General features: G+C 48.0%; 25 protein-coding genes and 1 tRNA gene. 13 read left to right on the top strand and 13 right to left on the bottom strand.

All coding sequences use genetic code 11. The features are described from left to right. Window positions 1–33: 33 nt before the first annotated feature. Window positions 34–303, bottom strand: coding sequence for an AbrB/MazE/SpoVT family DNA-binding domain-containing protein (locus FYJ39_RS11100; protein WP_154472524.1), 270 nt, complete (start codon window positions 301–303; stop codon window positions 34–36). A gap of 272 nt (window positions 304–575) precedes the next feature. Here FYJ39_RS11100 and FYJ39_RS11095 point away from each other — a divergent pair, with 272 nt between their 5' ends. From FYJ39_RS11095 to FYJ39_RS11040, 12 genes are all read left to right on the top strand, one after another. Further along, window positions 576–1538 (top strand): beta-ketoacyl-ACP synthase III, encoded by a 963-nt coding sequence (locus FYJ39_RS11095; RefSeq protein WP_154472523.1) that lies wholly within the window; start codon window positions 576–578, stop codon window positions 1536–1538. Window positions 1539–1585: 47 nt separating this feature from the next. Further along, window positions 1586–1819, top strand: a complete 234-nt coding sequence (gene acpP / locus FYJ39_RS11090; protein WP_154472522.1) for an acyl carrier protein — start codon at window positions 1586–1588, stop codon at window positions 1817–1819. 189 nt (window positions 1820–2008) lie between these two features. After that, window positions 2009–2959, top strand: coding sequence for an enoyl-[acyl-carrier-protein] reductase FabK (gene fabK, locus FYJ39_RS11085; RefSeq protein ID WP_154472521.1), 951 nt, complete (start codon window positions 2009–2011; stop codon window positions 2957–2959). A gap of 12 nt (window positions 2960–2971) precedes the next feature. Then, a complete protein-coding gene (gene fabD / locus FYJ39_RS11080) occupies window positions 2972–3913 on the top strand; it encodes an ACP S-malonyltransferase (protein WP_154472520.1) in 942 nt (313 codons plus the stop codon). Window positions 3914–3947: 34 nt separating this feature from the next. Next, the gene (gene fabG / locus FYJ39_RS11075; RefSeq protein ID WP_154472519.1) at window positions 3948–4688 is read left to right on the top strand and encodes a 3-oxoacyl-[acyl-carrier-protein] reductase; all 741 of its coding nucleotides are present in this window, start codon (window positions 3948–3950) and stop codon (window positions 4686–4688) included. Between the two features lie 25 nt (window positions 4689–4713). After that, window positions 4714–5952: a beta-ketoacyl-ACP synthase II gene (gene fabF, locus FYJ39_RS11070; RefSeq protein ID WP_154472518.1), complete on the top strand. Its 1239-nt coding sequence runs from the start codon at window positions 4714–4716 to the stop codon at window positions 5950–5952. A gap of 33 nt (window positions 5953–5985) precedes the next feature. Then, window positions 5986–6471: an acetyl-CoA carboxylase biotin carboxyl carrier protein gene (gene accB / locus FYJ39_RS11065; protein WP_154472517.1), complete on the top strand. Its 486-nt coding sequence runs from the start codon at window positions 5986–5988 to the stop codon at window positions 6469–6471. A gap of 89 nt (window positions 6472–6560) precedes the next feature. Continuing rightward, a complete protein-coding gene (gene fabZ / locus FYJ39_RS11060) occupies window positions 6561–6986 on the top strand; it encodes a 3-hydroxyacyl-ACP dehydratase FabZ (RefSeq protein WP_154472516.1) in 426 nt (141 codons plus the stop codon). A gap of 51 nt (window positions 6987–7037) precedes the next feature. After that, window positions 7038–8396: an acetyl-CoA carboxylase biotin carboxylase subunit gene (locus FYJ39_RS11055; RefSeq protein ID WP_154472515.1), complete on the top strand. Its 1359-nt coding sequence runs from the start codon at window positions 7038–7040 to the stop codon at window positions 8394–8396. 65 nt (window positions 8397–8461) lie between these two features. Continuing rightward, entirely contained in the window at window positions 8462–10192 is a 1731-nt protein-coding gene (locus FYJ39_RS11050; RefSeq protein ID WP_154472571.1) for an acetyl-CoA carboxylase carboxyltransferase subunit alpha, read from the top strand. Further along, window positions 10192–11325, top strand: coding sequence for an NAD(P)H-dependent flavin oxidoreductase (locus tag FYJ39_RS11045; RefSeq protein WP_154472514.1), 1134 nt, complete (start codon window positions 10192–10194; stop codon window positions 11323–11325). Before FYJ39_RS11050 ends, FYJ39_RS11045 begins: the two co-directional genes overlap by 1 nt. Before the next feature lie 221 nt (window positions 11326–11546). Then, window positions 11547–12374, top strand: a complete 828-nt coding sequence (locus tag FYJ39_RS11040; protein WP_154472513.1) for a MerR family transcriptional regulator — start codon at window positions 11547–11549, stop codon at window positions 12372–12374. A 17-nt stretch (window positions 12375–12391) separates the two neighbouring features. Here the strand turns inward: FYJ39_RS11040 and FYJ39_RS11035 are convergent, their stop codons facing one another. Beyond that, entirely contained in the window at window positions 12392–12946 is a 555-nt protein-coding gene (locus tag FYJ39_RS11035) for a biotin transporter BioY (RefSeq protein WP_154472512.1), read from the bottom strand. Window positions 12947–13171: 225 nt separating this feature from the next. Here FYJ39_RS11035 and FYJ39_RS11030 point away from each other — a divergent pair, with 225 nt between their 5' ends. Then, a complete protein-coding gene (locus FYJ39_RS11030) occupies window positions 13172–14134 on the top strand; it encodes a 3'-5' exonuclease (RefSeq protein ID WP_154472511.1) in 963 nt (320 codons plus the stop codon). A gap of 68 nt (window positions 14135–14202) precedes the next feature. Here the strand turns inward: FYJ39_RS11030 and FYJ39_RS11025 are convergent, their stop codons facing one another. The 11 genes from FYJ39_RS11025 to FYJ39_RS10975 all read right to left on the bottom strand — a co-directional run bounded on the left by FYJ39_RS11025 (window position 14203) and on the right by FYJ39_RS10975 (window position 24735). Then, the gene (locus FYJ39_RS11025; protein ID WP_154472510.1) at window positions 14203–14895 is read right to left on the bottom strand and encodes a response regulator; all 693 of its coding nucleotides are present in this window, start codon (window positions 14893–14895) and stop codon (window positions 14203–14205) included. A gap of 2 nt (window positions 14896–14897) precedes the next feature. Further along, window positions 14898–16007: a sensor histidine kinase gene (locus tag FYJ39_RS11020; protein WP_154472509.1), complete on the bottom strand. Its 1110-nt coding sequence runs from the start codon at window positions 16005–16007 to the stop codon at window positions 14898–14900. An 86-nt stretch (window positions 16008–16093) separates the two neighbouring features. Then, complete coding sequence (locus FYJ39_RS11015) at window positions 16094–17641, bottom strand: D-alanyl-D-alanine carboxypeptidase family protein (protein ID WP_154472508.1); 1548 nt, start codon at window positions 17639–17641, stop codon at window positions 16094–16096. Window positions 17642–17785: 144 nt separating this feature from the next. Then, window positions 17786–18484: a TIGR01906 family membrane protein gene (locus tag FYJ39_RS11010; RefSeq protein WP_154472507.1), complete on the bottom strand. Its 699-nt coding sequence runs from the start codon at window positions 18482–18484 to the stop codon at window positions 17786–17788. 99 nt (window positions 18485–18583) lie between these two features. Further along, window positions 18584–18656, bottom strand: a tRNA-Lys gene (locus FYJ39_RS11005). A 218-nt stretch (window positions 18657–18874) separates the two neighbouring features. After that, on the bottom strand, window positions 18875–19699 hold the full coding sequence (locus tag FYJ39_RS11000; RefSeq protein ID WP_154472506.1) for a purine-nucleoside phosphorylase: 825 nt from the start codon (window positions 19697–19699) through the stop codon (window positions 18875–18877). A gap of 19 nt (window positions 19700–19718) precedes the next feature. Beyond that, window positions 19719–20447, bottom strand: a complete 729-nt coding sequence (locus FYJ39_RS10995) for a Crp/Fnr family transcriptional regulator (RefSeq protein WP_154472505.1) — start codon at window positions 20445–20447, stop codon at window positions 19719–19721. A 4-nt stretch (window positions 20448–20451) separates the two neighbouring features. After that, the gene (add, locus tag FYJ39_RS10990) at window positions 20452–21426 is read right to left on the bottom strand and encodes an adenosine deaminase (RefSeq protein WP_154472504.1); all 975 of its coding nucleotides are present in this window, start codon (window positions 21424–21426) and stop codon (window positions 20452–20454) included. Window positions 21427–21556: 130 nt separating this feature from the next. Next, complete coding sequence (locus tag FYJ39_RS10985) at window positions 21557–22690, bottom strand: BMP family lipoprotein (protein WP_154472503.1); 1134 nt, start codon at window positions 22688–22690, stop codon at window positions 21557–21559. A 42-nt stretch (window positions 22691–22732) separates the two neighbouring features. Next, window positions 22733–23398: a deoxyribose-phosphate aldolase gene (deoC, locus tag FYJ39_RS10980; protein ID WP_154472502.1), complete on the bottom strand. Its 666-nt coding sequence runs from the start codon at window positions 23396–23398 to the stop codon at window positions 22733–22735. 11 nt (window positions 23399–23409) lie between these two features. Continuing rightward, a complete protein-coding gene (locus FYJ39_RS10975) occupies window positions 23410–24735 on the bottom strand; it encodes a pyrimidine-nucleoside phosphorylase (protein WP_154472501.1) in 1326 nt (441 codons plus the stop codon). Window positions 24736–24762: the final 27 nt, after the last annotated feature.

The raw sequence follows: 24762 nt of genomic DNA, 5'->3' as shown, positions 1-24762 counted from the left end.
CCTGGGACTGAACCGGGCTTTTTCTATGTACATTCAGAGTGATTCACTTACATTTAATCCGGCCAGCTTGGCTAGAGCGATAATAGATTGTCTGGAAACCTTTTTTCCTTCAAAATCCAGCAAATCCTCAGTGCTGCCGGTAAAAATATCGGCACATTCTGCTTTTCTCAGGATGATACAGTTATCCTGGACGGTAATTTCCAAACCATCCTTTACATCTAAATCCAGACTTCTTCTCAATTCGATGGGAAGCGTGATACGGCCTAATTCATCCAGCTTACGGATAACACCAGTGGTCTTCATTTGTTACACCCCCTTTTAAATGGAATGCCTTCTTTTACAACTTTAACTTAACAAATTTTGTATGCAAAGTCAATCGTATAAGGCTACGAAATTGGTAAGAAATGTAAGAAGTTAGTAAAGATCGGAGAAGAAACGCGAAATAGGGAGAAAAATATTTCTTGACAAACAGGAAACGATCCGGTAGTATTACTTTGACATTCAAAGTTTTCTCAATAGAAAAAGGAAGGCGTGAGTCCGCTGATTGCTGGATGGATTCGGGACAGGTAAAAGGAATGACAACAAGAATCATAGGAACCGGCTCGTATGTGCCGGAGCAGATAGTGACGAATAATGACCTTGCACAGATAGTGGAGACCAGCGACCAGTGGGTCCGCAGCAGAACGGGAATTGGCGAAAGAAGGATCGCAACGGTTGAGGGTACGTCCCAGATGGCAGCCAGGGCAGCCCGGAGGGCCCTGGAGCAGGCGAAAGTGGAGCCGGAAGCGATTGATTTGATCCTTCTTGGAACCTCCACGCCGGATTACTGTTTTCCCAGCGGAGCCTGCGAGATTCAGGGTATGATCGGGGCGGTTAACGCAGTCTGCTATGATATAAGCGCAGCCTGTTCCGGCTTTGTATTTGCGTTGAATACAGCTCATGCATTTATTAGCAGCGGGATATATAAGACGGCTCTGGTTATCGGCTCAGATGTTATAAGCAAACTGATCGACTGGACAGACAGAAGCACCTGTGTTCTATTTGGGGACGGCGCGGGCGCGGTTGTGGTAACAGCAGATGTAAAGGGAATTATGGGCATACATATGAGGTCTGACGGTAAAAAGGGTCAGGTGCTAACCTGCGGCGCAAGAACCAACGGAAATTTCCTTTTAGGAAAGAAGCCGGAGTTGGGATATATGTCTATGGAAGGCCAGGAGGTATTTAAGTTTGCAGTGAAGAGGGTGCCGGAGTGCATCGGACAGCTTTTAGAAGAGACAAAGGTTTCGGCGGAGGCTGTGCGGTACTTTATCATTCATCAGGCCAACTACCGTATAATCGAGTCTATAGCAAAACGTTTTAAAGTGGATTTAGAGAAGTTTCCGGTGAATATGGAGTTTTATGGCAATACCTCAAGTGGTTCTGTTCCCCTTCTCCTGGATGAGATGAACAGGGCGGGAAGGCTGAGCCGGGGCGACAAGGTTGTGCTTTCAGGCTTTGGGGCAGGCCTTACATGGGGAGCTACCCTGTTAGAGTGGTAAAAGGGGAAATGATAAAATAATATAAAAATATAAAAGGAGAAATGAACATGTTAGAGAAGATGAAGGAAATTATTGCGGAGCAGCTGAGTGTAGAGGCAGATACCATTACAGAGGCATCTTCCTTTAAAGAGGATTTAGGCGCTGATTCCCTAGATCTGTTCGAGCTGGTTATGGCTTTAGAGGACGAGTACTCTGTAGAGATTCCTGCTGAGGAATTGGAGCAGCTGACAACTGTAGGAGAGGTCATGGCATATTTAAAAAATCAAGGCGTAGAGGCATAAATCCACAGGTGGAAATGGAAAATGACAGCGTGTGAGGCTTTGCACGCTGTTTCCTTCATAAGCACATAAAAAAGGAAGCTGGAGCTAATCCCACCGATCCGGTTTTCCGGCTTTATAAGGGGGGACACCAGGCGGGGCAGGTCGGAACCTCGACCGATGCAGCACCGAACAGAGACCGGAGGTAACAGAATGAAAACTAGAATTACAGAAATGCTTGAAATCAAGTATCCGATTATTCAGGGAGGCATGGCCTGGGTTGCAGAGCATCATCTGGCTGCAGCTGTATCTGAGGCAGGAGGGCTGGGACTGATCGGCGGGGCCAATGCTCCGGGCGAGGCAGTTCGGGATGAGATCCGCAAGGCAAGGGTTCTGACAGAGAAACCCATTGGTGTGAATGTCATGCTTTTAAGCCCTCACGCAGAGGATGTGGCAAAGGTAGTTGTGGAAGAGGGAATCAAGGTGGTCACCACCGGAGCAGGTAATCCTGAAAAATATATGGATATGTGGAAGTCTGCCGGAATTAGGGTGATTCCTGTGGTTGCAAGCGTAGCCCTGGCGCGCCGCATGGAAAAATACGGCGCTGACGCCGTAGTGGCAGAGGGAATGGAGTCCGGCGGCCATATCGGTGAGCAGACCACTATGACTCTGGTTCCTCAGATAGCGGATGTGGTGTCCATACCTGTAATCGCAGCAGGCGGCATTGGTGACGGAAGAGGCATTGCGGCAGCATTTATGCTGGGGGCCGAAGCGGTTCAGATGGGAACCAGATTTGTGGTTGCTGATGAATCCATTGTGCATGAAAATTATAAGGAGCGGATTATCAAGGCTAAAGATATCGACTCTGCTGTAACAGGACGTACCCATGGACATCCGGTGAGATGCTTAAGAAACCAGATGACCAGGGAGTACACAAGGCTTGAGCAGGAAGGAAAATCCTTTGAGGAGCTGGAGTACCTTACCTTAGGCACATTGCGCAAGGCGGTTCAGGAGGGGGATGTTACCGGAGGAACGGTAATGGCCGGACAGATTGCGGGAATGGTGTCCAGGAGACAGAGCTGTAAGGAAATGATAGAAGAAATGATGGGAGAGGCTTCCAGACTGATGCACTGGGATTTGTGTACGGCCGGCCAGCACATTTAAAGGAGTAAGAGGATGAGCAAAATAGCATTTATATTTCCGGGACAGGGAGCCCAGGTGCCCGGTATGGGTAAGGACTTCTATGAACAGACAGAGATTGGGAAGGCCGTGTTTGACAGGGCTTCCGAGCTTTTAGGCTTCTCTATGGCTGAGCTTTGCTTTGAGAAGAATGACCGGCTGGATATTACGGAATATACCCAGGCAGCGATGGTGACCACCAGCATTGCCATGATGAAGGTGCTTGAGGAGAGAGGTGTCAGGCCAGATGTGGCTGCGGGCCTGAGCCTGGGAGAATACTGCGGGCTGGTAGCGGCAGGTGTCATGAGACAGGAGGACGCTATTACTACTGTGCGTCAGAGAGGAATTCTTATGCAGGAGGCAGTTCCGGTAGGAGAGGGAGCGATGGCGGCAATCCTGGGCCTGGATGGGGTTGTAATAGAGAAAGTAATCAGAGAAATGGACGGCGTATGGATTGCCAACTACAACTGTCCGGGGCAGATTGTAATTTCAGGTAAGAAGGCAGCAGTAGAGGAAGCCTGTGAGAGGCTTAAGGACGCAGGGGCCAGGAGAACGCTCCTGCTAAATGTAAGTGGACCCTTCCATTCCGGCCTGCTTACAGATGCAGGGGAGAAGCTGGGAAGGATCCTTGCAAGAGTGGTTATAAGCATTCCTGCGATCCCCTATGTAGCCAATGTAAACGCAAGGTTTGTCACAACGGCTGAGCCGGTGAGGGAGCTGCTTACAAAGCAGGTTTCCTCTTCCGTAAGATGGCAGCAGAGCGTTGAGACAATGATTGCCCACGGCGTGGATACCTTCATTGAGATTGGACCGGGAAAAACTTTGACCGGATTTATGAAGAAAATCAATAAAGAAGTGAGAACCATGAATGTGGAAAAAATGGAAGATATAGATACGGTAGTGGAAGAGCTGCGGCAGGAGCAGCGTAAAGGGATATAGGGCAGGCATCTGCCATCGAAAGGAGAAGAAGCTTATGCTGGAAGGCAAGATTGCATTAGTAACAGGCGCAAGCCGTGGTATTGGACGCCAGATAGCCTTAACGCTGGGAGCTAAGGGAGCGGCTGTAATCGTAAATTATAATGGCTCTGCTGCGAAAGCAGAGGATGTGGTAAATGAGATAAAGGCAGCAGGAGGCAAAGCGGAGGCAGTGCAGTGTAATGTTGCCGAATTTGAGAGCTGCGGGTCCATGCTGGCAGAGGTAGTGGAAAAATATGGACGTCTGGATATCCTGGTGAACAATGCTGGCATCACAAGGGATAACCTGCTTATGAAGATGTCCGAGGAGGATTTTGATGCAGTTATCAGCACCAACCTGAAAGGTGTATTTAACTGTATCAAGCATATTTCCCGTCAGATGCTAAAGCAAAGGGCAGGAAGAATTATTAATATTTCATCGGTATCAGGCGTTTTGGGAAATGCAGGTCAGGCGAACTACTGCGCAGCCAAGGCAGGGGTTATCGGCCTGACCAAGTCGGCGGCAAGAGAGCTGGCATCCAGAGGGATTACAGTGAACGCGGTAGCGCCTGGATTTATTGTAACGGATATGACGGATGTGCTCAGCGACAGCGTAAAAGCGTCCATAATAGAGCAGATCCCGATGAAGAAGCTGGGGGAGACGGCGGATATTGCGGAGGCAGTTGCTTTTCTGGCCTCTGATGAAGCAAAGTATATTACAGGCCAGGTGCTCAGCATCGATGGCGGTATGGCAATGTAGGATTATAAAGCAGGAGCGTGAGCGTATGAAGACGAGAGTGGTAGTAACAGGTATGGGTGCCATCACCCCCATTGGAAACGATGTGGAAAGCTTTTGGCAGGGGCTTAAAAGCAAGACGGTAGGAATCGGCCCTATTACTTATTTTGATACAACTGATTTTAAATGTAAGCTGGCGGCGGAGGTAAAGGGCTTTCATGCAAAGGATTATATGGATCAAAAGGCGGCTCGCCGGATGGAAGCCTTTTCTCAATTTGCGGTAGCTGCCTCCAGGGAAGCCTTAGAGCAGGCAGGCATTGATATGGAGAAGGAGGATCCCTACCGGGTAGGCGTCTGCGTAGGCTCCGGCATTGGCTCACTCCAGGCCATGGAGAAGGACGTTTTGAAGATGAAGGAAAAGGGGCCAAGCCGGGTGAATCCTCTTTTGGTGCCTATGATGATAAGCAACATGGCCGCAGGAAACGTAGCCATTCAGTTCGGGCTTAAGGGAAAGTGCTTTAATGTGGTAACAGCATGTGCCACAGGGACCCATTCCATCGGCGAGGCCATGCGCTCGATCCAGTATGGCGAGGCGGACGTAATGGTGGCAGGAGGATCTGAGGCCAGCATTACTCCGATTGGTATCGCCGGATTTACAGCCCTGACAGCATTAAATACCACCAGCGATCCAATGAGGGCATCGATTCCCTTTGACGAGGAAAGAAACGGCTTTGTTATGGGTGAGGGCGCAGGCGTGGTGGTTCTGGAGTCTCTGGAGCACGCACAGGCCAGAGGCGCAAGGATTCTGGCAGAGGTTGCAGGCTATGGCGCGACCTGCGATGCATACCATATCACCTCCCCTGCTGAGGACGGAAGCGGCGCTGCCCGGGCCATGGAAAATGCTTTGTCAGACGCGGGGATGAAGGCGGAGGAGCTTGACTATGTCAATGCCCATGGCACCAGTACCCACCACAATGACCTCTTTGAGACGCTGGCCATAAAGAGAGCCTTGGGGGATCACGCCAAAAGGGTGAAAATCAATTCCACCAAATCTATGATCGGACATCTCTTAGGAGCGGCAGGCGGAGTTGAGTTTATCGCCTGTGTGAAGTCCATTGAGGATGGCTTTGTTCATGCAACTGCTGGTCTTAAGAAGCCGGGCGAGGGCTGTGATCTGGACTATACCCAGGGCGAGGGCGTATCCATGGAGGTGAATGCCGCTATCAGCAATTCCCTTGGATTTGGCGGACACAATGCCAGCCTGATTGTAAAGAAGTTCAGAGGGTAATGTTCAGTTAGTAACAGAAAGAAGGTATGGGCTATGAATATAGACGATATTTTAAAATTAATTCAGGCAGTTTCCGACAATAAGCTTACCAGCTTTGAGCTGGAAGAAGGCAATATAAAGCTTTCCTTAAAATGCGAAAGAGAGCAGCCCCAGGTAATGGCAGTGACAGCGCCTGTGATGACGGTTCCCGGCATGGGCGGGACGGCAGGAGTGGACCTTTCTGCGGCAGATCAGGGAGCTTTGACGTCGCCTGCAGCAGGGGCAGCTTCTGTGGATATTGGATCTGACAAGGTCATCACCTCTCCGCTGGTAGGAACCTTTTACAGCGCATCCTCACCAGATGGGGATGCCTTTGTAAAGGCAGGGGATAGGGTGAAGAAGGGACAGGTGCTGGGAATCATCGAGGCTATGAAACTGATGAATGAAATAGAAAGTGAATACGACGGAGTGGTAGAAGCAATCCTTGTAAATAATGAGGAGGTGGTGGAGTACGGCCAGCCTCTGTTCCGTATCAGTTAGGGCGTACAGGCAGGCCGATAAGTGGAGACAACCGGTTGCAGGAGACAGGAACAGGGCCTTTTGGCTTATAACGAGGAGGTAAGGATTATATGTTAATGGGAATTAAGGAGATAGAGGAAATTATTCCCCACAGGCACCCCTTTTTACTGGTGGACTGTATTGAGGAGCTGGAGCCGGGGGTGCGGGCGGTAGGCTATAAATGTGTAAGCTACGATGAGTCTTTTTTCAAGGGACATTTTCCACAGGAGCCGGTTATGCCGGGGGTGTTAATAATTGAGGCGCTGGCTCAGACCGGCGCGGTAGCCATTTTGTCCCAGGAAGGCTTTAAGGGAAAGATTGCATATTTCGGCGGTATTGATAAGGCGAAGTTCAAACGGAAGGTAGGGCCGGGAGATAAGATAAGGCTGGAATGTGAAATTATTAAGCAAAAAGGGCCCTTGGGAATCGGAAGGGCGACTGCCACGGTGGATGGCGGGCTGGCTGTGACAGCAGAGCTTACATTTATGGTTGGTTAGTTATATATCCCGCAACAGATGTGGGGATACGGGAAGGGAGGGAAAATGTCGATGTTTAACAAAATTTTAATTGCCAATCGAGGAGAGATTGCAGTCCGCATTATCCGGGCCTGCCGAGAGATGGGGATTCAGACTGTGGCTGTATATTCCGAGGCGGATAGAGACTGCCTTCACACCCTGCTGGCTGACGAGGCCATCTGTATCGGGCCTGCGCCCTCAAATCAGAGCTATCTGAATATAGAGCGGATACTGGCGGCTACTGCAGCGGTGAAGGCCGACGCGATTCATCCGGGCTTTGGCTTCCTTTCGGAAAATGCCCGATTTGCCAGGCTGTGTGCTGAGTGCAATATCACCTTTATAGGGCCGTCTGCTGGAATCATCCATAAGATGGGCAACAAGTCAGAGGCCAGAAGGACTATGATAGATGCGGGAGTGCCCGTTGTGCCAGGCGGCAGGGAGCCGGTTCATGAGGCAGAGGAAGCCCTTGCCATGGCAAAGGAGATCGGCTTTCCGGTTATGATAAAGGCATCTTCAGGCGGCGGAGGAAAGGGGATGAGGATTTCCAGAAGCGCCGGGGATTTTAGGGAGCACTTCAATGCGGCCCAGATGGAGTCAGTAAAGGGCTTTTCCGATGACACCATGTATATAGAAAAATACATTGAAAAGCCAAAGCATGTGGAATTTCAGATTATGGCAGATAAGCACGGCAATATAATCCATCTGGGAGAACGGGACTGCTCCATCCAGAGACGTCACCAGAAGGTGCTGGAGGAGGCGCCCTGTGAGGCTATTTCCCCTAAGCTTCGCAAGAAAATGGGGGAAACTGCCGTAAAGGCCGCCAGAGCTGTAGGATATGAAAATGCAGGAACCATAGAGTTTCTTTTGGATAAGAATAAGGACTTTTATTTTATGGAGATGAATACCCGGATTCAGGTGGAGCATCCTGTAACGGAGCTGGTGACAGGTATGGATTTGATTAAAGAGCAGATACGGGTGGCGGCAGGAGAGCCCTTAAGCCTGCGCCAGGAGGATGTAGCCATAGAAGGCCATGCCATTGAGTGCCGCATCAATGCGGAGAATCCCTCCAGGAACTTTATGCCATGTCCGGGGCTGATCACCAATGTTCATATTCCGGGAGGCAACGGAGTGAGGGTAGATTCTCATATTTATGCCGGTTATAGGGTTCCTGCCAATTATGATTCCATGCTGATGAAGCTGATTGTGTTTGATAAGGACAGGGAGTCGGCTATAGCCAAGATGCGCAGCGCTTTGGGCGAGGTGATCATTGAGGGAATTGAGACTAACATCAATTTTCAGTATGAGATTTTGGAAAACGACACATTCCAGAAGGGAGATACGGATACGGGCTTTATTGAAAAGGAGTTCCCTGAGTATGTGCGTTCGTATTAGTTAAGGTTAAGCGTTAATGGGCATGCGTAAAAGCAGGCCTGGGCATGAAGGAAAGGATACTGCCTATGTTGCGGAATATGTTTAAAAAAACATATACGAAGATAGATACGAAATATAAGCCCCAGTCTGATTCAGGCCAGGAGCCGGTGATCCCGGAGGGGCTGTGGCGTAAATGCAATAAATGCGGTCAGCCAATTTATGTGGAAGACGTAAAAAATAACTATTACGTATGTCCAAAGTGCAGCGGCTATTTCCGTGTTCATGCATACCGCCGGATTGAAATGCTTTTGGATGAGGGCTCCTTTGAGGAATGGAATAAGGAGATGCCCTTTTCGAATCCTCTGGATTTTCCAGGCTATGAGAAGAAGGTCCTGGCTGCGAGGGAAAAGAGCCGGCTTAACGAAGCAGTTGTAACCGGAAAGGGAACCATTAATGGCAATCCGGCTGTAGTGGGAGTCTGTGACGCCCGGTTCATTATGAGCAGCATGGGCCGGGTGGTTGGTGAGAAGATTACGGAAGCGGTAGAGCGGGCTACGAGGGAGAGACTTCCTGTGATTCTATTCGCCTGTTCGGGAGGAGCCAGGATGCAGGAGGGGATTGTATCCCTGATGCAGATGGCTAAGACCTCTGCGGCCTTAAAGCGTCATCATGAAGGAGGCCAGCTTTTTATCAGCGTTCTTACTGATCCAACCACCGGAGGGGTTACGGCCAGCTTTGCCTTGCTGGGAGATATAATCATTGCGGAGCCTGGAGCTTTGATTGGCTTTGCAGGGCCCAGGGTGATTGAGCAGACCATCGGGCAGAAGCTTCCGGAGGGCTTCCAGAGAGCGGAGTTTCTGCTGAAACATGGATTTGTAGATAAGATTGTGGAGCGCAGGGATCAGAAAAAGATGCTTGGCCAGCTTTTATATATGCACAGAAGCCGTCAGATGGAGCCAGGGGCCGGTCCGGTTTATGTAAGAAGAACTGCTGGTGTGGAAGTGGATAAGCCTTCTAAAAGTGGAAAAGCTGGTGGAAAAACTCCCTGGGATACAGTGCTGTTGTCCAGAAGATCCGATCGCCCGGTGGCAACGGATTACATTAACGCTATGTTTGATGAATTTATCGAGCTTCACGGAGACCGCTATTATAAGGATGATGGAGCGATTGTGGGCGGAATCGCAATGTTTCACGGCATGCCTGTAACCGTGATCGGACAGCAGAAGGGAAAGAACACCAAGGATAATCTAAAGCGTAACTTTGGTATGCCTTCTCCTGAGGGCTACCGTAAGGCCCTGCGGCTTATGAAGCAGGCAGAGGCCTTTGGACGCCCTGTGGTCTGTTTTGTGGATACGCCGGGAGCGTTCTGCGGCCTGGAGGCTGAGGAGAGAGGACAGGGAGAGGCCATTGCCCGGAACCTGTTTGAGATGTCGGATTTGAAGGTGCCGATTCTTTCTGTGGTAATCGGAGAAGGAGGCAGCGGCGGAGCTCTTGCTATGGCCGTGGCAGATGAGGTGTGGATGCTGGAAAATTCTATCTATTCCATTCTCTCACCAGAGGGATTTGCTTCCATTCTTTATAAGGACAGCAAGAAGGCTCCTGAGGCAGCCAAGGTTATGAAGGTTACGGCTGAGGATTTGCTTAAGCTGGGATTGATTGAGAGGATTGTACCGGAGGCTGAGCCTGCCTCAGCAGAAAGCCTTAACCATCTGACCCAGCACATGGATAAGGCTATGACAGAGTTTTTTCATAAATATCTGGCTATGTCACGCAAAGAGCTGACAGAACACAGGTATCAGAGATTTAGGAGAATGTAATGACAGAGTTAAAGCCATTGGTGATTGGTGATTTAGTAGTTGAGAAGCCTGTAATTCAAGGGGGAATGGGAGTAGGCATCAGTCTGCACAGGCTGGCAGGAGCTGTGGCTAAAGCCGGGGGTGCGGGAATTATTTCATCTGCACAGATTGGCTTTCGGGAACCTGATTTTCAGAAGAATGTTGTAGAGGCCAATCTCAGGGCCATAGGCAGGGAGATGAAGCTGGCCAGGGAGATTGCGCCTGAGGGTGTAATCGGCTTTAATATTATGGTGGCTACCAGGCGCTACGACCTGTGGGTAAAGGAGGCGGTGAAGTCGGGAGCCGATATTATTATATCTGGGGCAGGTCTTCCAGTGACGCTTCCAGAGCATGTTGAGGCTGCCTATCATGAGATGGAGAGGGAGCCAAAGCGCAGGGTTAAGCTGGCACCTATCGTATCCTCCGCCAAGTCTGCCATGGTTATCTGCAAAATGTGGGACAGAAAATTTCACGTAGCGCCAGATCTGGTTGTAGTAGAGGGACCCCTGGCAGGGGGACACCTGGGATTTTCCAGGGAACAGCTGTCTGAGTATGGGGCAGATACCACAGATGTGCCTGCTACCTATGACAGGGAAACCTTTGATAAGGAAGTAAGAGGGATTATTCAGGTAGTTAAGGAGTATGGAGCTAAGTACAGATGCCATATTCCTGTTGTAACCGCCGGAGGGATCTATACCCATGAGGATGTGCTTCACCAGTTCGGGCTGGGGGCAGAAGGGGTTCAGGTAGGAACCCGGTTTGTCACCACAGAGGAATGCGACGCCTCTCAGGCTTATAAGGAGGCCTATATCAAGGCTTCAAAGGAGGATATTGTTGTCACCAAAAGTCCGGTGGGGATGCCTGGAAGGGCTATATTAAATCCCTTCTTAAGCCGGATAAAGAATGGGAACCGGCCTTCCATCAAAGCCTGCTACCAATGTCTTGAGAAATGTGATATTAAAACCATTCCCTACTGTATTACAACGGCCCTTGTAAATGCAGCCATTGGAGATGTGGATAATGCACTTTTGTTCTGTGGAAGCAATGCGTTCAGGACAAAAAAAATTGAAACTGTGGATAACGTCATAAAGGAGCTAATGGGAGAGCTGGTATAAAACCAGCTCTCTTTCTGTTTTTTTTGACTTATCCATGACTATCCCCATAAAATTAACAAAGTTATCCCCAAGTTATCCACATTATCCACCAAAGGGTATGGAATAGGGGAACCTTTTCATTTTTATTACGGTTCTCTTGCGCTTTCCTTGCTTCCATTGACCTTAAAGACAGCCGCCTTTAATATATAGGCAGAAGCATGAAAAAAGGCGGAGGTTTTTTAATGGAGAAAGCGGCAGTAAGTGAGCAGGTGGAATATCTGATCGGAGACGTAGCCCAGATGGTGGGCTTAAGCAGAGACGCCCTGAGGTTTTATGAGAAAAAGGGCATTATCAGCGCCAGGAAAAAAGAGAATGGATACCGTTATTACTCAGAAGATGATATTTATAAGCTGATGTGTATTCTTTATCATAGAAAAATGAATACCAGCCTGGAGGAGCTGGAGGGTCTGATGAGCGGAAGGAACTCCCTGCCTGTTATACGAAATCATATTACACAGAGGAGAGCAGAGGAGCAGGAGGCGGTTATGAGACACCAGCAAGCTTTAACAAGGCTGGATTTGGTAGCGCGGGATATTAGTCGAATTGAGGAATGCCTGGATCAGTGCTCTGTAAAGCGGTTTCCGGCAGCCTATGTAATGGAGCATTGCGCCAGTCTTCAGGAGGGGCTTAGGGAGTGGTTTCGCCTGTCCTCTGAAGTGCCGGGGCTGGATATGACCTATTTTTATAATGTTCTTACATACACGGAAAAGAGCCTCATCAGCCAGGGCACTGATTTACTTCTTTATAAGAGGCTGGAAGGGGAATTAGGAGATGCCTTTGACGGCTCCCGTTACCCTTTGACGGAGGAGGCGGAGTGTATCTATATGGTAGCCCAGTCAGAGGATGTGCTGCCGGATATGGGAATGATTCAGAAGATGGTTCTGTGGGGCCGGCGCCGCGGTCTAAAGGCAGAGGAGCGTGTATATTCGAATAATATGACAACATTTTTTTCAAGGGAAAAGGTTACATATTGTCAGGAGCTGTATATACCGCTCAGAGAGTCAGAATAGAAAAGAAAACCAGTCTGTCAGGAGCGGCTGTTTTCCAGAGCCGACAGGCTTAACTGTACAGGCTTTGCTACCAGTGAGGCCGCGACACACTTAAAAAGATCCAGAGGAATAAAGGGGAGAACTGCAGATGTAAAGGCTGCAGCCCAATCCATCCCGGTGAGATATTTCATATAAACCGTTCCCAGGAGATAGATGATGGGCATACCCGCCAGGATTGTGACGGCACAGTATCGGTAGAAGTGGTAGCGGGAGCCTTTTAAATGGGCCATCAAGGGCACTGCGATAAGCCAGGAGAAAATGTATCCGCCTGTAGGTCCAAACAGCTTGGCCGGTCCTCCTGCGCCTCCTGAGAACACTGGAAGGCCAATCAGGCCAAGCAGAATATAGAGAAGAAGGGTGCAGATAGTCTGACGGGGTGTGAGAAGCAGAGCCATAAGGTTGATGATAAAGGTTTGGGCAGTCAGACTTACAGGGGAAAATGGAAGGGGGATAGCAATGTAGGCTGATACGGATATCAGCGCAGAAAACAGAGCTATTTTTGTCAGCTCATTGGTCTGAAACGTAGTTTTCATATGTACCTCCTGATACGTTAAGCTATATTTTTATATGTAGTATATTATATAGTTTTTATAAACGATTGTCAACTTTGAATAATTTAAGGTTAACAATTCAATGAATCTTCTTTTCATCCTGCCGTCTCTGATCCGGAAATGCCAAAGGAAATCCCCTTTCCATTAGTCCTCTGATATGGTATGATAGATGAGTAGTTAGACAATGGTGAATGACAGGATGAAGCTATGAATTACATTGTGTTTGACCTTGAATGGAATCAGAGCCCAGGCGGTAAGGCGGACTCTGTGGAGCATCTTCCTTTTGAGATAATTGAGATAGGCGCTGTGAAGCTGGATAGTTGCTTGCAGGAGCTGGGGCAGTTTCATCGGTTGATTCAGCCTCAGGTTTACAGGGAGATGCATTTTAAAAGCTCAGAGGTAACTCATATGGATATAGACAGGCTGCTTAAGGAAGGGGTGTCGTTTCCGGAAGCTATGAAGGCTTTTATGGAGTGGTGCGGTGAGGCGGAGTTTATGTTCTGTACCTGGGGCTCCATGGATTTGACAGAGCTTCAGAGAAATATGGCCTATTATGGACTGGAGATTTCATTTCCTGTGCCTCTCCTTTATTATGATATCCAAAAGCTGTACTGTCTTCAACATGGGGACGGTAAAAACAGGATCTCTTTGGATCTGGCGGTGCAGCTTCAGCATATGGAGGCGGATCGCCCCTTTCACCGGGCACTGGATGATGCGCACTATACGAAATGTATTTTTGCAGCTCTGGACATGGAGGCCTATGGGGCGTATTTTTCTGTGGATTATTACAGGCTTCCTAGCAAAAGAGGGGAAGAATTTATGTTTCAGTTTCCAGAATACTCCAAGTTTGTTTCCAGGGAATTTGAAACAAGGGAAGATATTATGAAGGACAAGGCTGTGACGGATGTGGTATGTGTTAAGTGCAAACGGATGCTGCGCAAGAAAATCCGCTGGTTTCCCTATGGGCAGAGATTTTATCTGTGCATTGCGGTTTGCCCGGAGCATGGCTATATACGGGGAAAGATACGTGTGAAGCGGTCGGAGGATGAGAACTACTATGCTGTTAAGACCATAAGGACGGCATGGGAGGGAGATGTTCAGCAGTTGCTTCAAAAAAGGGAGGATGTTCGCAGACGCCGAAGCACAAGAAACCGCCGGAAACATGCGTGAGTTTAATCAGTTCAGCAAAAAGCCTGCCCTGCCTGGCTTCCACCCTGGCAAGCCGGCTTTTGAAGCCATTAATCCTCCTTCATCCGGTAGCCTACACCGATTTCTGTAAAGATATACTTGGGTTCTCCTGGATTTTCCTCAAGCTTTCTGCGGATATGGGCCATATTGACTCTGAGAATCTGGTTGTCACTGTCAGCGTAGGGCCCCCAGATTTTTGATATAATGGATTCGTAGGTCAGCACTCTTCCGGCATTCTGTGCCAGGAGAGACACCAGCTTATATTCTATCTGAGTCAGATGAACCTCCTTGCCCTTAACCTTTACTAAACGCCGTTCAAAATCTATAAGCAGCTCCCCCACCTCATAGCGCTTGACGGGGACTTGAACAGCCTTCTGGCTGTGGCGCAGAGCTGTTCGGATACGGGCCAAAAGCTCATTGGCGCCAAAAGGCTTAGTAAGATAATCATCTGCACCCATATCCAGCGCCGCAACCTTGCTTCGTTCCATTGTTCTGGCGGAAATGACGATAATGGGAACCAAACTCCAGGATCTTACCTCAGTTATCAGATCCAGTCCGTCCATATCAGGGAGCCCCAGATCCAGAAGCACCAGATCTGGATTTAGAGCGGTAATTAGCTTCAACCCTTCCGTACCAGTTCCAGCAGTGGCAATCTGGTAATGCTGAGGAGTAAGGACATTTTCTATGAAGCTGCAAATATTCTTCTCGTCTTCAATCATGATAATGCTTGCGTTGATGTTCATAATTAATATTCTCTCCAATCTGGTAAGGTAAAGGTAAAACGGGCTCCTTCCTCGTGATTATCTGCATGAATTTCGCCGCCATGGGCATTGATGATGGTTTTACAGATGCTCAGTCCTATCCCCATGCCTTTGTGTCCGTCCCCTGTCTGGTTTTTGTATATACCGCCTCCCTCAAATAAGGTATCTAAAAGCGCCGGTGGGATGCCTTTTCCGTAATCCTTGATGGAGATAGAGATGTAGGACCCCTTGGGGATGGCAACCAGGTCGATGGGCCCTTTGCTTTCGGAATGGAAATACGCATTTTCCAGAAGATTATTGATTACTTGTCCAATCAGGGTTGCGTCCATAGGAACGGTAATAAAAGATTCCGGGATTGAAACACGGACCGGCACGTCAGGAAACCGTTTTCTGAACCGTATGACAGCTTCGGATATAACTTCCTCCAGGGATTCTTCGGTTTTGGCTACAGAGGCAATCCCACGCTCGTCCTGAATTCTGGTAATGGAAAGCAGATTCTCCACCATATTGAGAAGCCACTGGGCATCCTCCGCAATATTTAGGATCAGCTGCCGTTTATCCCCATCTGACATAGATTTTTCCTGATCCAGATATAAGGAGCTGGAGCCAATGATGGTGGTCAGCGGGGTGCGCAAATCATGGGACATGGCCCGCATAAGGTTGGCCTTAATCGTCTCCTTTTCCGCCTCCATCAGTATATGCTCCTGCTCCTTAAGCTGGACATTCTGCTTGGTAAGCATAATGCAGATACTGCTGGTAAGGCAGGAGATAAGGGTCATTCCAACAAAGGTGATGGGATAGCCCTTCAGGGTGAAGTTAAATGACATATAAGGATAGGTATACGCGAAGTTGACCCAGAAAACTCCGTAAAGGGAAGCTACGATTCCTGCCCCGTAGCAGCTGGTGGCTCTGGCGATCAATATGATAGCCAACGTATAGATAATGGAAATATTAGTAACATTTTTACTGAAATGGAAAAACAAGGTGGAAACCAGGGTAGCTGCTGCCATGTATTCAATGGTAATGGGTAGATTCCTGATCAAATTCATAACAGCCCGTTTCGTATGTTCGGAGTTTATATGGAAACCCTTCATCCTGTAACCCCCCTTTAGTATCGGTTACATGCTTTTGTATACTTTAAGATGAGACTTTTTTATTATAATGCATATATATAGGAAATTCAACGGAAAAAGGACTTTTTACGCCGTATTTTCCTGCCCTTTTGCTTCTGAAGGGAGGAGGGGAAGGAAATTCTGCGTTCTGCCATCAGCTGTTCAAAATCGTCAGAGGAATATCCTAAATCCTCCAGCCGATCCAGTCTGCGCTGGCGGCGTAGAAGAAGATCGGTTTCCTCCTGCTTCTTAACGTGAAGTTTCACTGCAGCCACTACAGCGATGATCAGGGACAGAGAAAGGGCGATTCCCGCCATTGTCCAGGCGTTAACCGGAATTCTGATACTGGAGGCGGTGCCTTCCTTAGAGATAATATCCGGCTTTGTGGGAGCCTTAGAGGGAGGACTTTTCTGACTTGCGCCATCCGTTTGCGCATCGCTGTCCGGCTGCAGCCCTGTAGCCTGATAGGAAGTAGCGGAAGGGGCCGTGGATTTCAGATCTGAGGCTTCTGAATACAGATATACGGCTCCTACCTCTCTGCTATTGTAGGTGTAGCGGATGAGGGCAACGGCGTCCTTGGGACATGGATCTGGCAGTTCAAAGGTCAGGGCAGACTCCGCATCTTTAAACTCCGCGCCTTCAGGAAGGATGATCCGTCCTTCGGGAGCAAGGAGAAGAGAAATGCTATTCTGGGCAGTCATACCTCCGATGGTCATATCATTTTCCAGAGAACAGTACTTCGTCTCGTAGTCCACAGCCCGAAAGGAGTGGAAATTGCGAAAGCCGAAGTCGAACATAGCCTTCGTGTCAGAATAGTGGGATTGGTGTCCATTGAGGACAACTGCAATGAGCGTCATGCCGTTTTTATGGGCACAGGTTACCAGAGTATTGCCTGCAAGGGAGGTATAGCCTGTTTTTCCCGCAAAAGCGCCTGGATAGTATACAGATTCATTTTTATTGAGCATTTTATGGTGATTGGCAACATAACCACCTTCCGGGGTTCTTTTAGTAGGAGCAAGCTGGTAGCTCCGCGTATTGTTGATGGTGAGAAACTCCGGGTTTTTAATAACTTCTTTGGCAATGAGGGCCATATCATAGGCGGTTGTATAGTGGTCTTCATCGTTAAGACCGCTAGGGTTGGTGAAATGGCTGCCTGTACATCCAAGACTGCTGGCCTTTTCGTTCATGAGCTGGGCAAAGGCTTCCCTGGAGCCGGCCACGTGACAGGCCAGGGCGTTAGCGCTTTCATTGGCAGAGGCCAGCATCAAAGCATAGAGACAGTCGCGCACTGTAAGGACGTCTCCCTCGTCGATACCTGCGCTGCTGGAGCCTGCCTCCACGTTGTATACATCATCATGCGAAAAGGATACCATTTCGTCAAGAGAACAGTGCTCCAGCACAATCAGGGCTGTCAGCATTTTAGTAATGCTGGCCGGATAGTATGGCTGATTTTCATTCTTGCCATATAGAATGGTTCCTGTGTCTGCATCCATAAGGACACCGCCGTCTGCCTGGATAGACACATCTGTTGGCCAGAGGGGCGCTCCCAGCGCTGCTACGGGCACTAGGCCCACGCTTAAGCAGATGCAAATAAGGAGCATTAACAATCGCTTCATCCAAATATTCTCCAATTCTGTGAATCACAAAGGGCGCGCAAAAGCGCAAACCAGCCGCAGAAATTTCCGGTAAAAGGGAATACACACGGCATATTATAAGAAATAGTATAAAATATTTCTGTCCTTAAGTAAAGACTGATAAAATTATCCCCTTTCTTTTTTCATATGCTTCATAGTCAGAGCGAGGCAGATTCCAAAAAGAAGGAGGGAAAGAAATCCGAAGAGAAGGGCAATCCTGCCGGCAGTATCCATGAAGAAGCCTTCCGGAACGATATTGATGAGCATATCGGTATCAGGATTCAAAATCCACAGATCATTGGTAAAGAAGATATGGTGAAATAGGACAAAGTACTTTGTAAAATTAGCAGATATAACTAAAGCCAGGACTGTGACGGCTCCAAAGAACAGACCGGTGCCAGCACAGAGGGAGGGCCACAGGACACGCTTCATCCAGGCTCTGGTAAAAGCCATAAAAAGCAGAAGGACGGCGGAAAGGCCCAGGCAGACGCGGCGGATGAATATGGCTTTCAGAAAGAGAGCCTGGACGTCCTCCATGTGGGCAATTTCCCTCTCGTTGAAAAATTCACGCTGCTCTCCACCCATGGTGGTTATAACGTGAAGATCCTGGCGGCGGCCTTTTAGATAATCCATCATTTGGCTGGTGACGTCCAGAAGATCCTCCATAGTCATTGGAGGAAGTCTGTCCAGTACATTGTATTTTGTGTATTCTTGTTCAAAATATCCGGGAGTCCAGTAGATTACTGCCTCCACGGAGGTGATGAAGAGGATAATCATTAAGCAGAACGCAGTGGTGATTCCAGATAATCGGTGTAAATATTTCATAGGGCCTCCTGTGGGTTTGATCGTAATAGAAACATATTCATGTAACAAAGAAAAGCCCAACCCCGCAGCTTCCTGTATCTGCAAAGTCAGACCTTTTAGTGCGCCTTCAGGGACTCGAACCCTGGACAAATAGATTAAGAGTCTACTGCTCTACCAACTGAGCTAAAGGCGCTTATGTTGCATTGTTTGGTTGATTGACATGTCCATTATTATAAGCGTAATGGGGAAGGATGTCAAGAATTAAATTAAATTTTAACAAAATATATTTTTGCCTTTGTGTCAGTAAATATTTATATTGTGGCCAGCAATGAGGGAGGGCGCCCCAAGCCCGCTTTAGGTACAATCTCCGAAAGCTATATGAAGTTTGAGACACCCACCTGCTTTCGTGGTTTACCGGGATTTTCGTACAATTTCTGTTATCAGCTCTTTAAACTGTTTCGATACCCGGTCTGCCGTTTCCTGTACTTCTCCATGATTCAGCGTTCCCTTTGACATTCCTGCTGCCATATTCGTAATGCAGGAAATACCGCATATTTCAATCCCCATATGCCTTGCCGCGATTGCCTCGCAGGCAGTACTCATGCCAACGGCATCTCCTCCCAGGGCTCTGCATAGACGCACCTCAGCCGGAGTTTCATAAGCCGGGCCGGTAAGTTGAACATACACGCCCTCTTTCAGGCTGATTCCTACTGTCTGTGCCGCATCTCTCACGACCTTTTTAAACTCTTCGCTGTAAACCTGGCTCATGTCGGGAAATCTTGGGCCCAGCTCATCTAAATTACTCCCAATCAGTGGACTTGGAACGCCTATGGCAATGTGATCCGTAAGCATCATAAAATCTCCGGCCTGAAATTCATAATTCAGTCCGCCTGCCGCATTGGTCAGAATCAGCTTTTTTGCTCCAAGCATCCCCATAAGCCGTGTTGGAAGAACCACGTCTGACATGGGATAGCCTTCGTAATAGTGCACCCGGCCCTGCATAATTACCACAGGAACCCCTTGAATATATCCAAATACAAATCTCCCCTTATGTCCGGCTACGGTGGAAACAGGAAATCCTTCAATTTCTGTATACGCAATGGTCTGTTCTATTTGGATTTCATCTGCATAATCTCCAAGCCCGGAGCCTAATATCAAGGCAGTTTCCGGTTTAAAATTTATTTTTTTTCTTACGCTTTCCAGGCATGTGGCCAATTTTTGATATTGCACGTTCATAATTTAAGTTTTTCTCCTTTTATGCTTGCCCTATAATGGAGGAAACAACAGCCTTTAATTTCTGATATTGTTCCCAGCTAATTAAGAGCTTATTTCCCTGTCTTGAGATATCTCCCTGTTCCTCAAATTTTTTTACAGCCCGGTTGATGGTTCTGACACAAAGCCCTGTTGCGTCAGACAATTCCTGTCTGGTTTCTCTGATGGTCAGAACTTCCTTTTTTGCATACTTTTCATATTCCTCAATAAAAAACATGGCTAGCCTGTCCGCCCCCTGAAGAAATAAATATGCCCTGCTTCGCCTGCTCTGCTCTAAAAGATATTCACCAACCAGCTTTGCCTCGTTTCTTAATGCCCTGATGTCTGTTTTTACCCATTTATCAAACTTTGCTTTCGGAATTTTCGCTATGGTACATGGGGTAATTGTAGCCAGTGTGGTGCAGTATTCCTTTAAATCCATGATGATTTCCATACCGCCCAGGGCATAAACCTTGTCGAACCGCATAAAATCATAGGCGATTCCATAGATACGGTAATCAATGGCTTTGACTCTGCCTTTGCCTATAAAATATATAGTATCTACCGGCGTATTTTCCCTGGTAAATATCACATCTTTTCCAAGACGTTCTATCTGAATGGATTCCAGCAGCCATAAAGGCGCTGTTTCAAAATACTGTTCAAACTGCTCTCTGCGGTCCTTGTCAATATCCGCCAAAAAAGGTAATGCCTGCTGTAAATATTTACATTCCATAATCTTACCTCTGCAGTTCTTTCCACAGTTCTTCTTTCACTGAATCCTCCGCGAAGGCTGCAGAAACGGCATTTCTCATTAGAAGCCTTATCTCATCATCCTGAATCCCGTAATTCCTTTGTATAAATTCCAGCTCTTTTGTAATGGTTGTGTTGCTTACCGTCCGGTTATCCGTATTAATTGTAACACATAAGCCTGCGTTCATAAATTCCCGGATCGGGTAATTTGTTTTATCATCTATGGCTTTCGTCTGCATGTTGCTGATTGGACACATCTCAATTCCAATCCCCCGCTCCCTGCAAAGCCCTATGGCTTCTCTGTTTCCTCTTAATGCAATTCCATGTCCGATACGCGCCGCCCCACATTCTACTGCGGTAATTACGTTTTCAACGCTTCCGCACTCTCCTGCGTGGATGGTAAAAGGCATACCCCACCGTTTTGCCTGTTCAAAAAGCTCGGTGTAATGTTTCATAGGGAAGGCCGCTTCATTGCCGGCTAAATCTGCGGCGCATACGCCGCAACCTAAAAATTCTCTGCTGATTTTTAGCATTTCCAGATTCTGCTTTTGAGTGTGATGCCGCATGGCGCAGACAATGACGTTATAGTGGACGCCGCAGGCTGCCTTGGCCTCCTTAAGTCCGGTTAAAGCTGCTTCTATCACATCTCGGCAGTTAAGGGTTTCGTTGACGGACAGCAGCGGGGCAAAGCGCACTTCGATATACCGGATCTGCTCCTTTGCCGTCTCCAGCAGAAAATCCCTGCTGGCTTTTTTGATGCCTTCCTTCGTCTGCATACAGCTGAGGGGAAGCTCAAATTTTTCCAGATATTCCGCAAGATTTCCGCAGTGTTCACCTGCCTGCAGTTGATGGGCTTTAACATCCCTTTTCAGAAGCTCACATATACTTTTTAATGGAAGGGAGCCGTCCAGATGACAATGAAGATCGATTTTGGGAAGCTGCAATATTTCATTGTTCAGCATAGTATCTGTCTCCTTTTTCATTCACACAATAGAGATGAAACGTATCGCTTTTAGATGGAAAGAGGAAAACCCAGGCATTTCCTGTTGGGTCATAAAAAATGCCTGGGACTCCTTCCTTAAATTTGCTGTGTTATTTGATTAAATCAACGGTAACAATTTCTGTGGGAACATCAGTAGCATTTTCTCCTACCGTGTCGTTTGTTACTTTAATATCGCCATTTTTTAAGCCCTCATATAATTTATCATAGCGTTCCTGATTAAAGGTTTTAAATTTAGAGGTTTCCATTGGCAGCTGGATTCCGTCAGAGGACGCATCCAGAGTAACCGATTTTCCTCCCTCAAAGGTACCCTTATAGTAAGAATCAAGGGCGGAGTAAACAGAGCCTCCAAGATTCTTCATAGCAGAGGTAATGACGGTTGCGGATTCACCTGACTGGTCTACATCTACGCCGATTACTACCTTTCCAGCTGTCTCAGCAGCCTTCATAACTGAGTTTCCAACTCCGCCGCCACACGCGAAGATGCACTCGGTTCCTTCATTATACCAGGCCGCAGCTTTTGCGTTATTTTCCGGAGAAGCGTCGAAGTTGCCTACATAGGTATATTTTACAGTTACATCTCCTGGTGCGAGGCCCAGATCCTTTGCGGCAGCGTCAGCACCCTGGATATAGCCGTAACCAAAACGGATTACAGCAGGAACCGCAATTCCTCCCATGAAGCCTAACTGACGGTAGCCTTCCTCCACTGCTGCGTAGCCTGCAAGATAGCCTGCCTGCTCTTCTGCGTAGAAGATAGAAAGGACATTGTCCTTAATAACTTGATTTCCCTCCGGGTCAACTGGAGCCGCATCCAGAATAATGAACTTGACATCCGGATATTTTTCCTGCGCCTGATAGATTGGAACCTCAAACAAAAAGCCTGGGGTTACAATTACTTTTGCGCCGCCCTTTACTGCAAGCTCGATTGCATTTAAGCAGGCTTCATCTGATTTTTCTGTGGGCTTATAATATTTATGGGAGATGTTGTTGTCCTTTGCGTATTTTTCCAGTCCCTCCCATGAGCCCTGATTAAAGGATTTGTCATCAATGGTTCCTACGTCTGTAATCAAAGCCAGTTCGTAGCCGCTCGTTGTGTTTCCTGCCGCAGCAGACTCTCCGCTGGAAGCAGTCCCTCCGCTGGAAGCAGCCCCTGGCTTTTGTACGCAGGCAGTCATTGAAACCACCATTGCCGTTGCTAAAAACAAACTCATAATTTTCTTTTTCATTTTAATATCCTCCTTATTTAAAGGCTGCTTATATGCGCCTTTTTAATAGCTGTCTGATAGCTGCCCTTTGATAAGCGCTATGGCAGAGCTGGTTCCGATTCTGTCGCAGCCAGCTTCTATAAAGGCCACCATATCCTCTACGCTTTTCACACCCCCGGCAGCTTTGATTTTTACCTGATTGCCGATATGCTCCTTAAAGAGGAGCACGTCCTCCATGGACGCTCCGCCGGTTCCAAAGCCGGTAGAGGTCTTGATATAGTCGGCCTTACCCTCCGTAACAGCCCTGCACATAGCGATCTTTTCATCCCTTGTAAGATAGCATGTCTCAATAATGACCTTCAGAATCCGATCTCCAACTGCTTGTTTCAAGGCGCGGATTTCCTCTGTCACACCATCATAATTCCCGTTTTTCACATCCGTAATATTGATGACCATATCCACCTCATTTACGCCGTCCTCCAGGGCCTGCCTGACCTCCGCAAGCTTGGCTTTTGTGGCGCTGTATCCCAGGGGGAAGCCTACAACGGTGCAGATGTTGATTTTGTCCTTATAGGTATCATGAATTCGTTTGATATAACAGGGTGGAACACATACGGATGCTGTTTGGTATTTGATTGCTTCCTCACAAAGGGTTTGAATATCCTCCCAGGTTGCAAAGGCCTTCAGCAGAGTATGATCCACATGGCTTAAGATTTCTTGCGTTTTCATATACTTCTCCTTTAAAATAGCTTTTCTACATCCTCTTTTGTAACTCTGGCATAGACCAGAGGCTTTTCCTCAGGTTTTTCATCGCCTATCTGAATGGCCTCAAGATACCTCTTTTCAGCTGCCGCAAACAGGCTCTCATCGGATGCGTGCAAGGTGGCTATGATCTGGCCCTCCTTTACATAATCGCCAGTTTTGCTGTTTATAATAATACCTGCTGCATAATCAAGCTGACTTTCCTTTGTTTCTCTTCCAGCGCCCAGCATTGCTGAGGCAATGCCGCAGCTTTCCGCGTTCATACTTGTGATGTATCCGGTTTTTTTCGCAAAGACTGGATGAGCAAAGGGAGCCCTTGGAAATTTTCCAGTATCTCTGATAACAGATACATCTCCGCCCTGAGCTTCTACCATTGCAATCAGGCGTTCCAGCGCCTTTCCGCTGTCCAGTGCGTGCTGTGCCATATTCCGGCACTCCTTAAGGCTTCCCTTGTGGGCAAGGAATAGCATATTGGCCGCAAGCTGCAGGCAAACCTCTGTCAGATCCGAAGGGCCCTTTCCTTTCAAGGTTTCTACTGCCTCGATAATTTCCAGACTGTTTCCAATATTATGTCCAAGGGGAATATCCATATCCGTAATCAGAGCCACGGTTTTTTTGCCGGCGTTTTCTCCGATGGATACCATTTCCTTTGCCAGGGCGATGGAGTCCTCAACTGTTTTCATAAAGGCTCCGCTTCCGGTTTTTACATCCAGGAGGATGCCGTCGTTTCCGGCAGCCAGTTTCTTGCTCATAATGGATACCGCAATCAGAGGGATGCTGTCAACCGTTGCGGTCACGTCCCTAAGCGCATACAGCTTTTTATCTGCCGGCGCCAGATTGCCGGATTGTCCGATGACGCATAACCCCGTTTGATTGACTATTTCAAAAAATTTTTTCTCGTCCAGGGAGGTATGCATTCCCGGAATAGATTCCAGCTTGTCTACGGTACCTCCGGTATGACCTAGGCCCCTTCCGGACATTTTAGCAACCTTGGCTCCACAGGCTGCCACAATGGGGGCGATAATGAGGGTCGTTTTATCCCCCACGCCTCCGGTAGAGTGTTTGTCGATCTTGCTTCCCTCGATTCCAGACAAATCCACCATATCTCCGGAATGAGCTACCGCCTGAGTCATTGCAAGGGTTTCTTCCTCTGACATTCCCTTAAAGTACACAGCCATCAAAAATGCCGACATCTGGTAATCCGGTATGCGGCCTGCTACATACTCTGTTATCATATACTGCATTTCCTCTGCGGTAAGGGCCGCTCCGTTTCTTTTTTTCATGATTAAATCATACATTCTCATAATCTTTGTTCCCTTTCAAACCATACG

Origin of the sequence: Clostridium porci, from assembly GCF_009696375.1 — a bacterium.
GTDB classification, from domain to species: domain Bacteria; phylum Bacillota; class Clostridia; order Lachnospirales; family Lachnospiraceae; genus Enterocloster; species Enterocloster porci.
The sequence above is the reverse complement of the archived record's forward strand: the minus strand, read 5'-3'. Positions and strand labels throughout refer to the sequence as shown.

Coding starts and splice junctions, on each gene's coding strand:
- FYJ39_RS11100 (WP_154472524.1), bottom strand. CDS start 303: ATGAAGACCACTGGTGTTATCCGTAAGCTGGATGAATTAGGCCGTATC.
- FYJ39_RS11095 (WP_154472523.1), top strand. CDS start 576: ATGACAACAAGAATCATAGGAACCGGCTCGTATGTGCCGGAGCAGATA.
- acpP (WP_154472522.1), top strand. CDS start 1,586: ATGTTAGAGAAGATGAAGGAAATTATTGCGGAGCAGCTGAGTGTAGAG.
- fabK (WP_154472521.1), top strand. CDS start 2,009: ATGAAAACTAGAATTACAGAAATGCTTGAAATCAAGTATCCGATTATT.
- fabD (WP_154472520.1), top strand. CDS start 2,972: ATGAGCAAAATAGCATTTATATTTCCGGGACAGGGAGCCCAGGTGCCC.
- fabG (WP_154472519.1), top strand. CDS start 3,948: ATGCTGGAAGGCAAGATTGCATTAGTAACAGGCGCAAGCCGTGGTATT.
- fabF (WP_154472518.1), top strand. CDS start 4,714: ATGAAGACGAGAGTGGTAGTAACAGGTATGGGTGCCATCACCCCCATT.
- accB (WP_154472517.1), top strand. CDS start 5,986: ATGAATATAGACGATATTTTAAAATTAATTCAGGCAGTTTCCGACAAT.
- fabZ (WP_154472516.1), top strand. CDS start 6,561: ATGTTAATGGGAATTAAGGAGATAGAGGAAATTATTCCCCACAGGCAC.
- FYJ39_RS11055 (WP_154472515.1), top strand. CDS start 7,038: ATGTTTAACAAAATTTTAATTGCCAATCGAGGAGAGATTGCAGTCCGC.
- FYJ39_RS11050 (WP_154472571.1), top strand. CDS start 8,462: ATGTTGCGGAATATGTTTAAAAAAACATATACGAAGATAGATACGAAA.
- FYJ39_RS11045 (WP_154472514.1), top strand. CDS start 10,192: ATGACAGAGTTAAAGCCATTGGTGATTGGTGATTTAGTAGTTGAGAAG.
- FYJ39_RS11040 (WP_154472513.1), top strand. CDS start 11,547: ATGGAGAAAGCGGCAGTAAGTGAGCAGGTGGAATATCTGATCGGAGAC.
- FYJ39_RS11035 (WP_154472512.1), bottom strand. CDS start 12,946: ATGAAAACTACGTTTCAGACCAATGAGCTGACAAAAATAGCTCTGTTT.
- FYJ39_RS11030 (WP_154472511.1), top strand. CDS start 13,172: ATGAATTACATTGTGTTTGACCTTGAATGGAATCAGAGCCCAGGCGGT.
- FYJ39_RS11025 (WP_154472510.1), bottom strand. CDS start 14,895: ATGAACATCAACGCAAGCATTATCATGATTGAAGACGAGAAGAATATT.
- FYJ39_RS11020 (WP_154472509.1), bottom strand. CDS start 16,007: ATGAAGGGTTTCCATATAAACTCCGAACATACGAAACGGGCTGTTATG.
- FYJ39_RS11015 (WP_154472508.1), bottom strand. CDS start 17,641: ATGAAGCGATTGTTAATGCTCCTTATTTGCATCTGCTTAAGCGTGGGC.
- FYJ39_RS11010 (WP_154472507.1), bottom strand. CDS start 18,484: ATGAAATATTTACACCGATTATCTGGAATCACCACTGCGTTCTGCTTA.
- FYJ39_RS11000 (WP_154472506.1), bottom strand. CDS start 19,699: ATGAACGTGCAATATCAAAAATTGGCCACATGCCTGGAAAGCGTAAGA.
- FYJ39_RS10995 (WP_154472505.1), bottom strand. CDS start 20,447: ATGGAATGTAAATATTTACAGCAGGCATTACCTTTTTTGGCGGATATT.
- add (WP_154472504.1), bottom strand. CDS start 21,426: ATGCTGAACAATGAAATATTGCAGCTTCCCAAAATCGATCTTCATTGT.
- FYJ39_RS10985 (WP_154472503.1), bottom strand. CDS start 22,690: ATGAAAAAGAAAATTATGAGTTTGTTTTTAGCAACGGCAATGGTGGTT.
- deoC (WP_154472502.1), bottom strand. CDS start 23,398: ATGAAAACGCAAGAAATCTTAAGCCATGTGGATCATACTCTGCTGAAG.
- FYJ39_RS10975 (WP_154472501.1), bottom strand. CDS start 24,735: ATGAGAATGTATGATTTAATCATGAAAAAAAGAAACGGAGCGGCCCTT.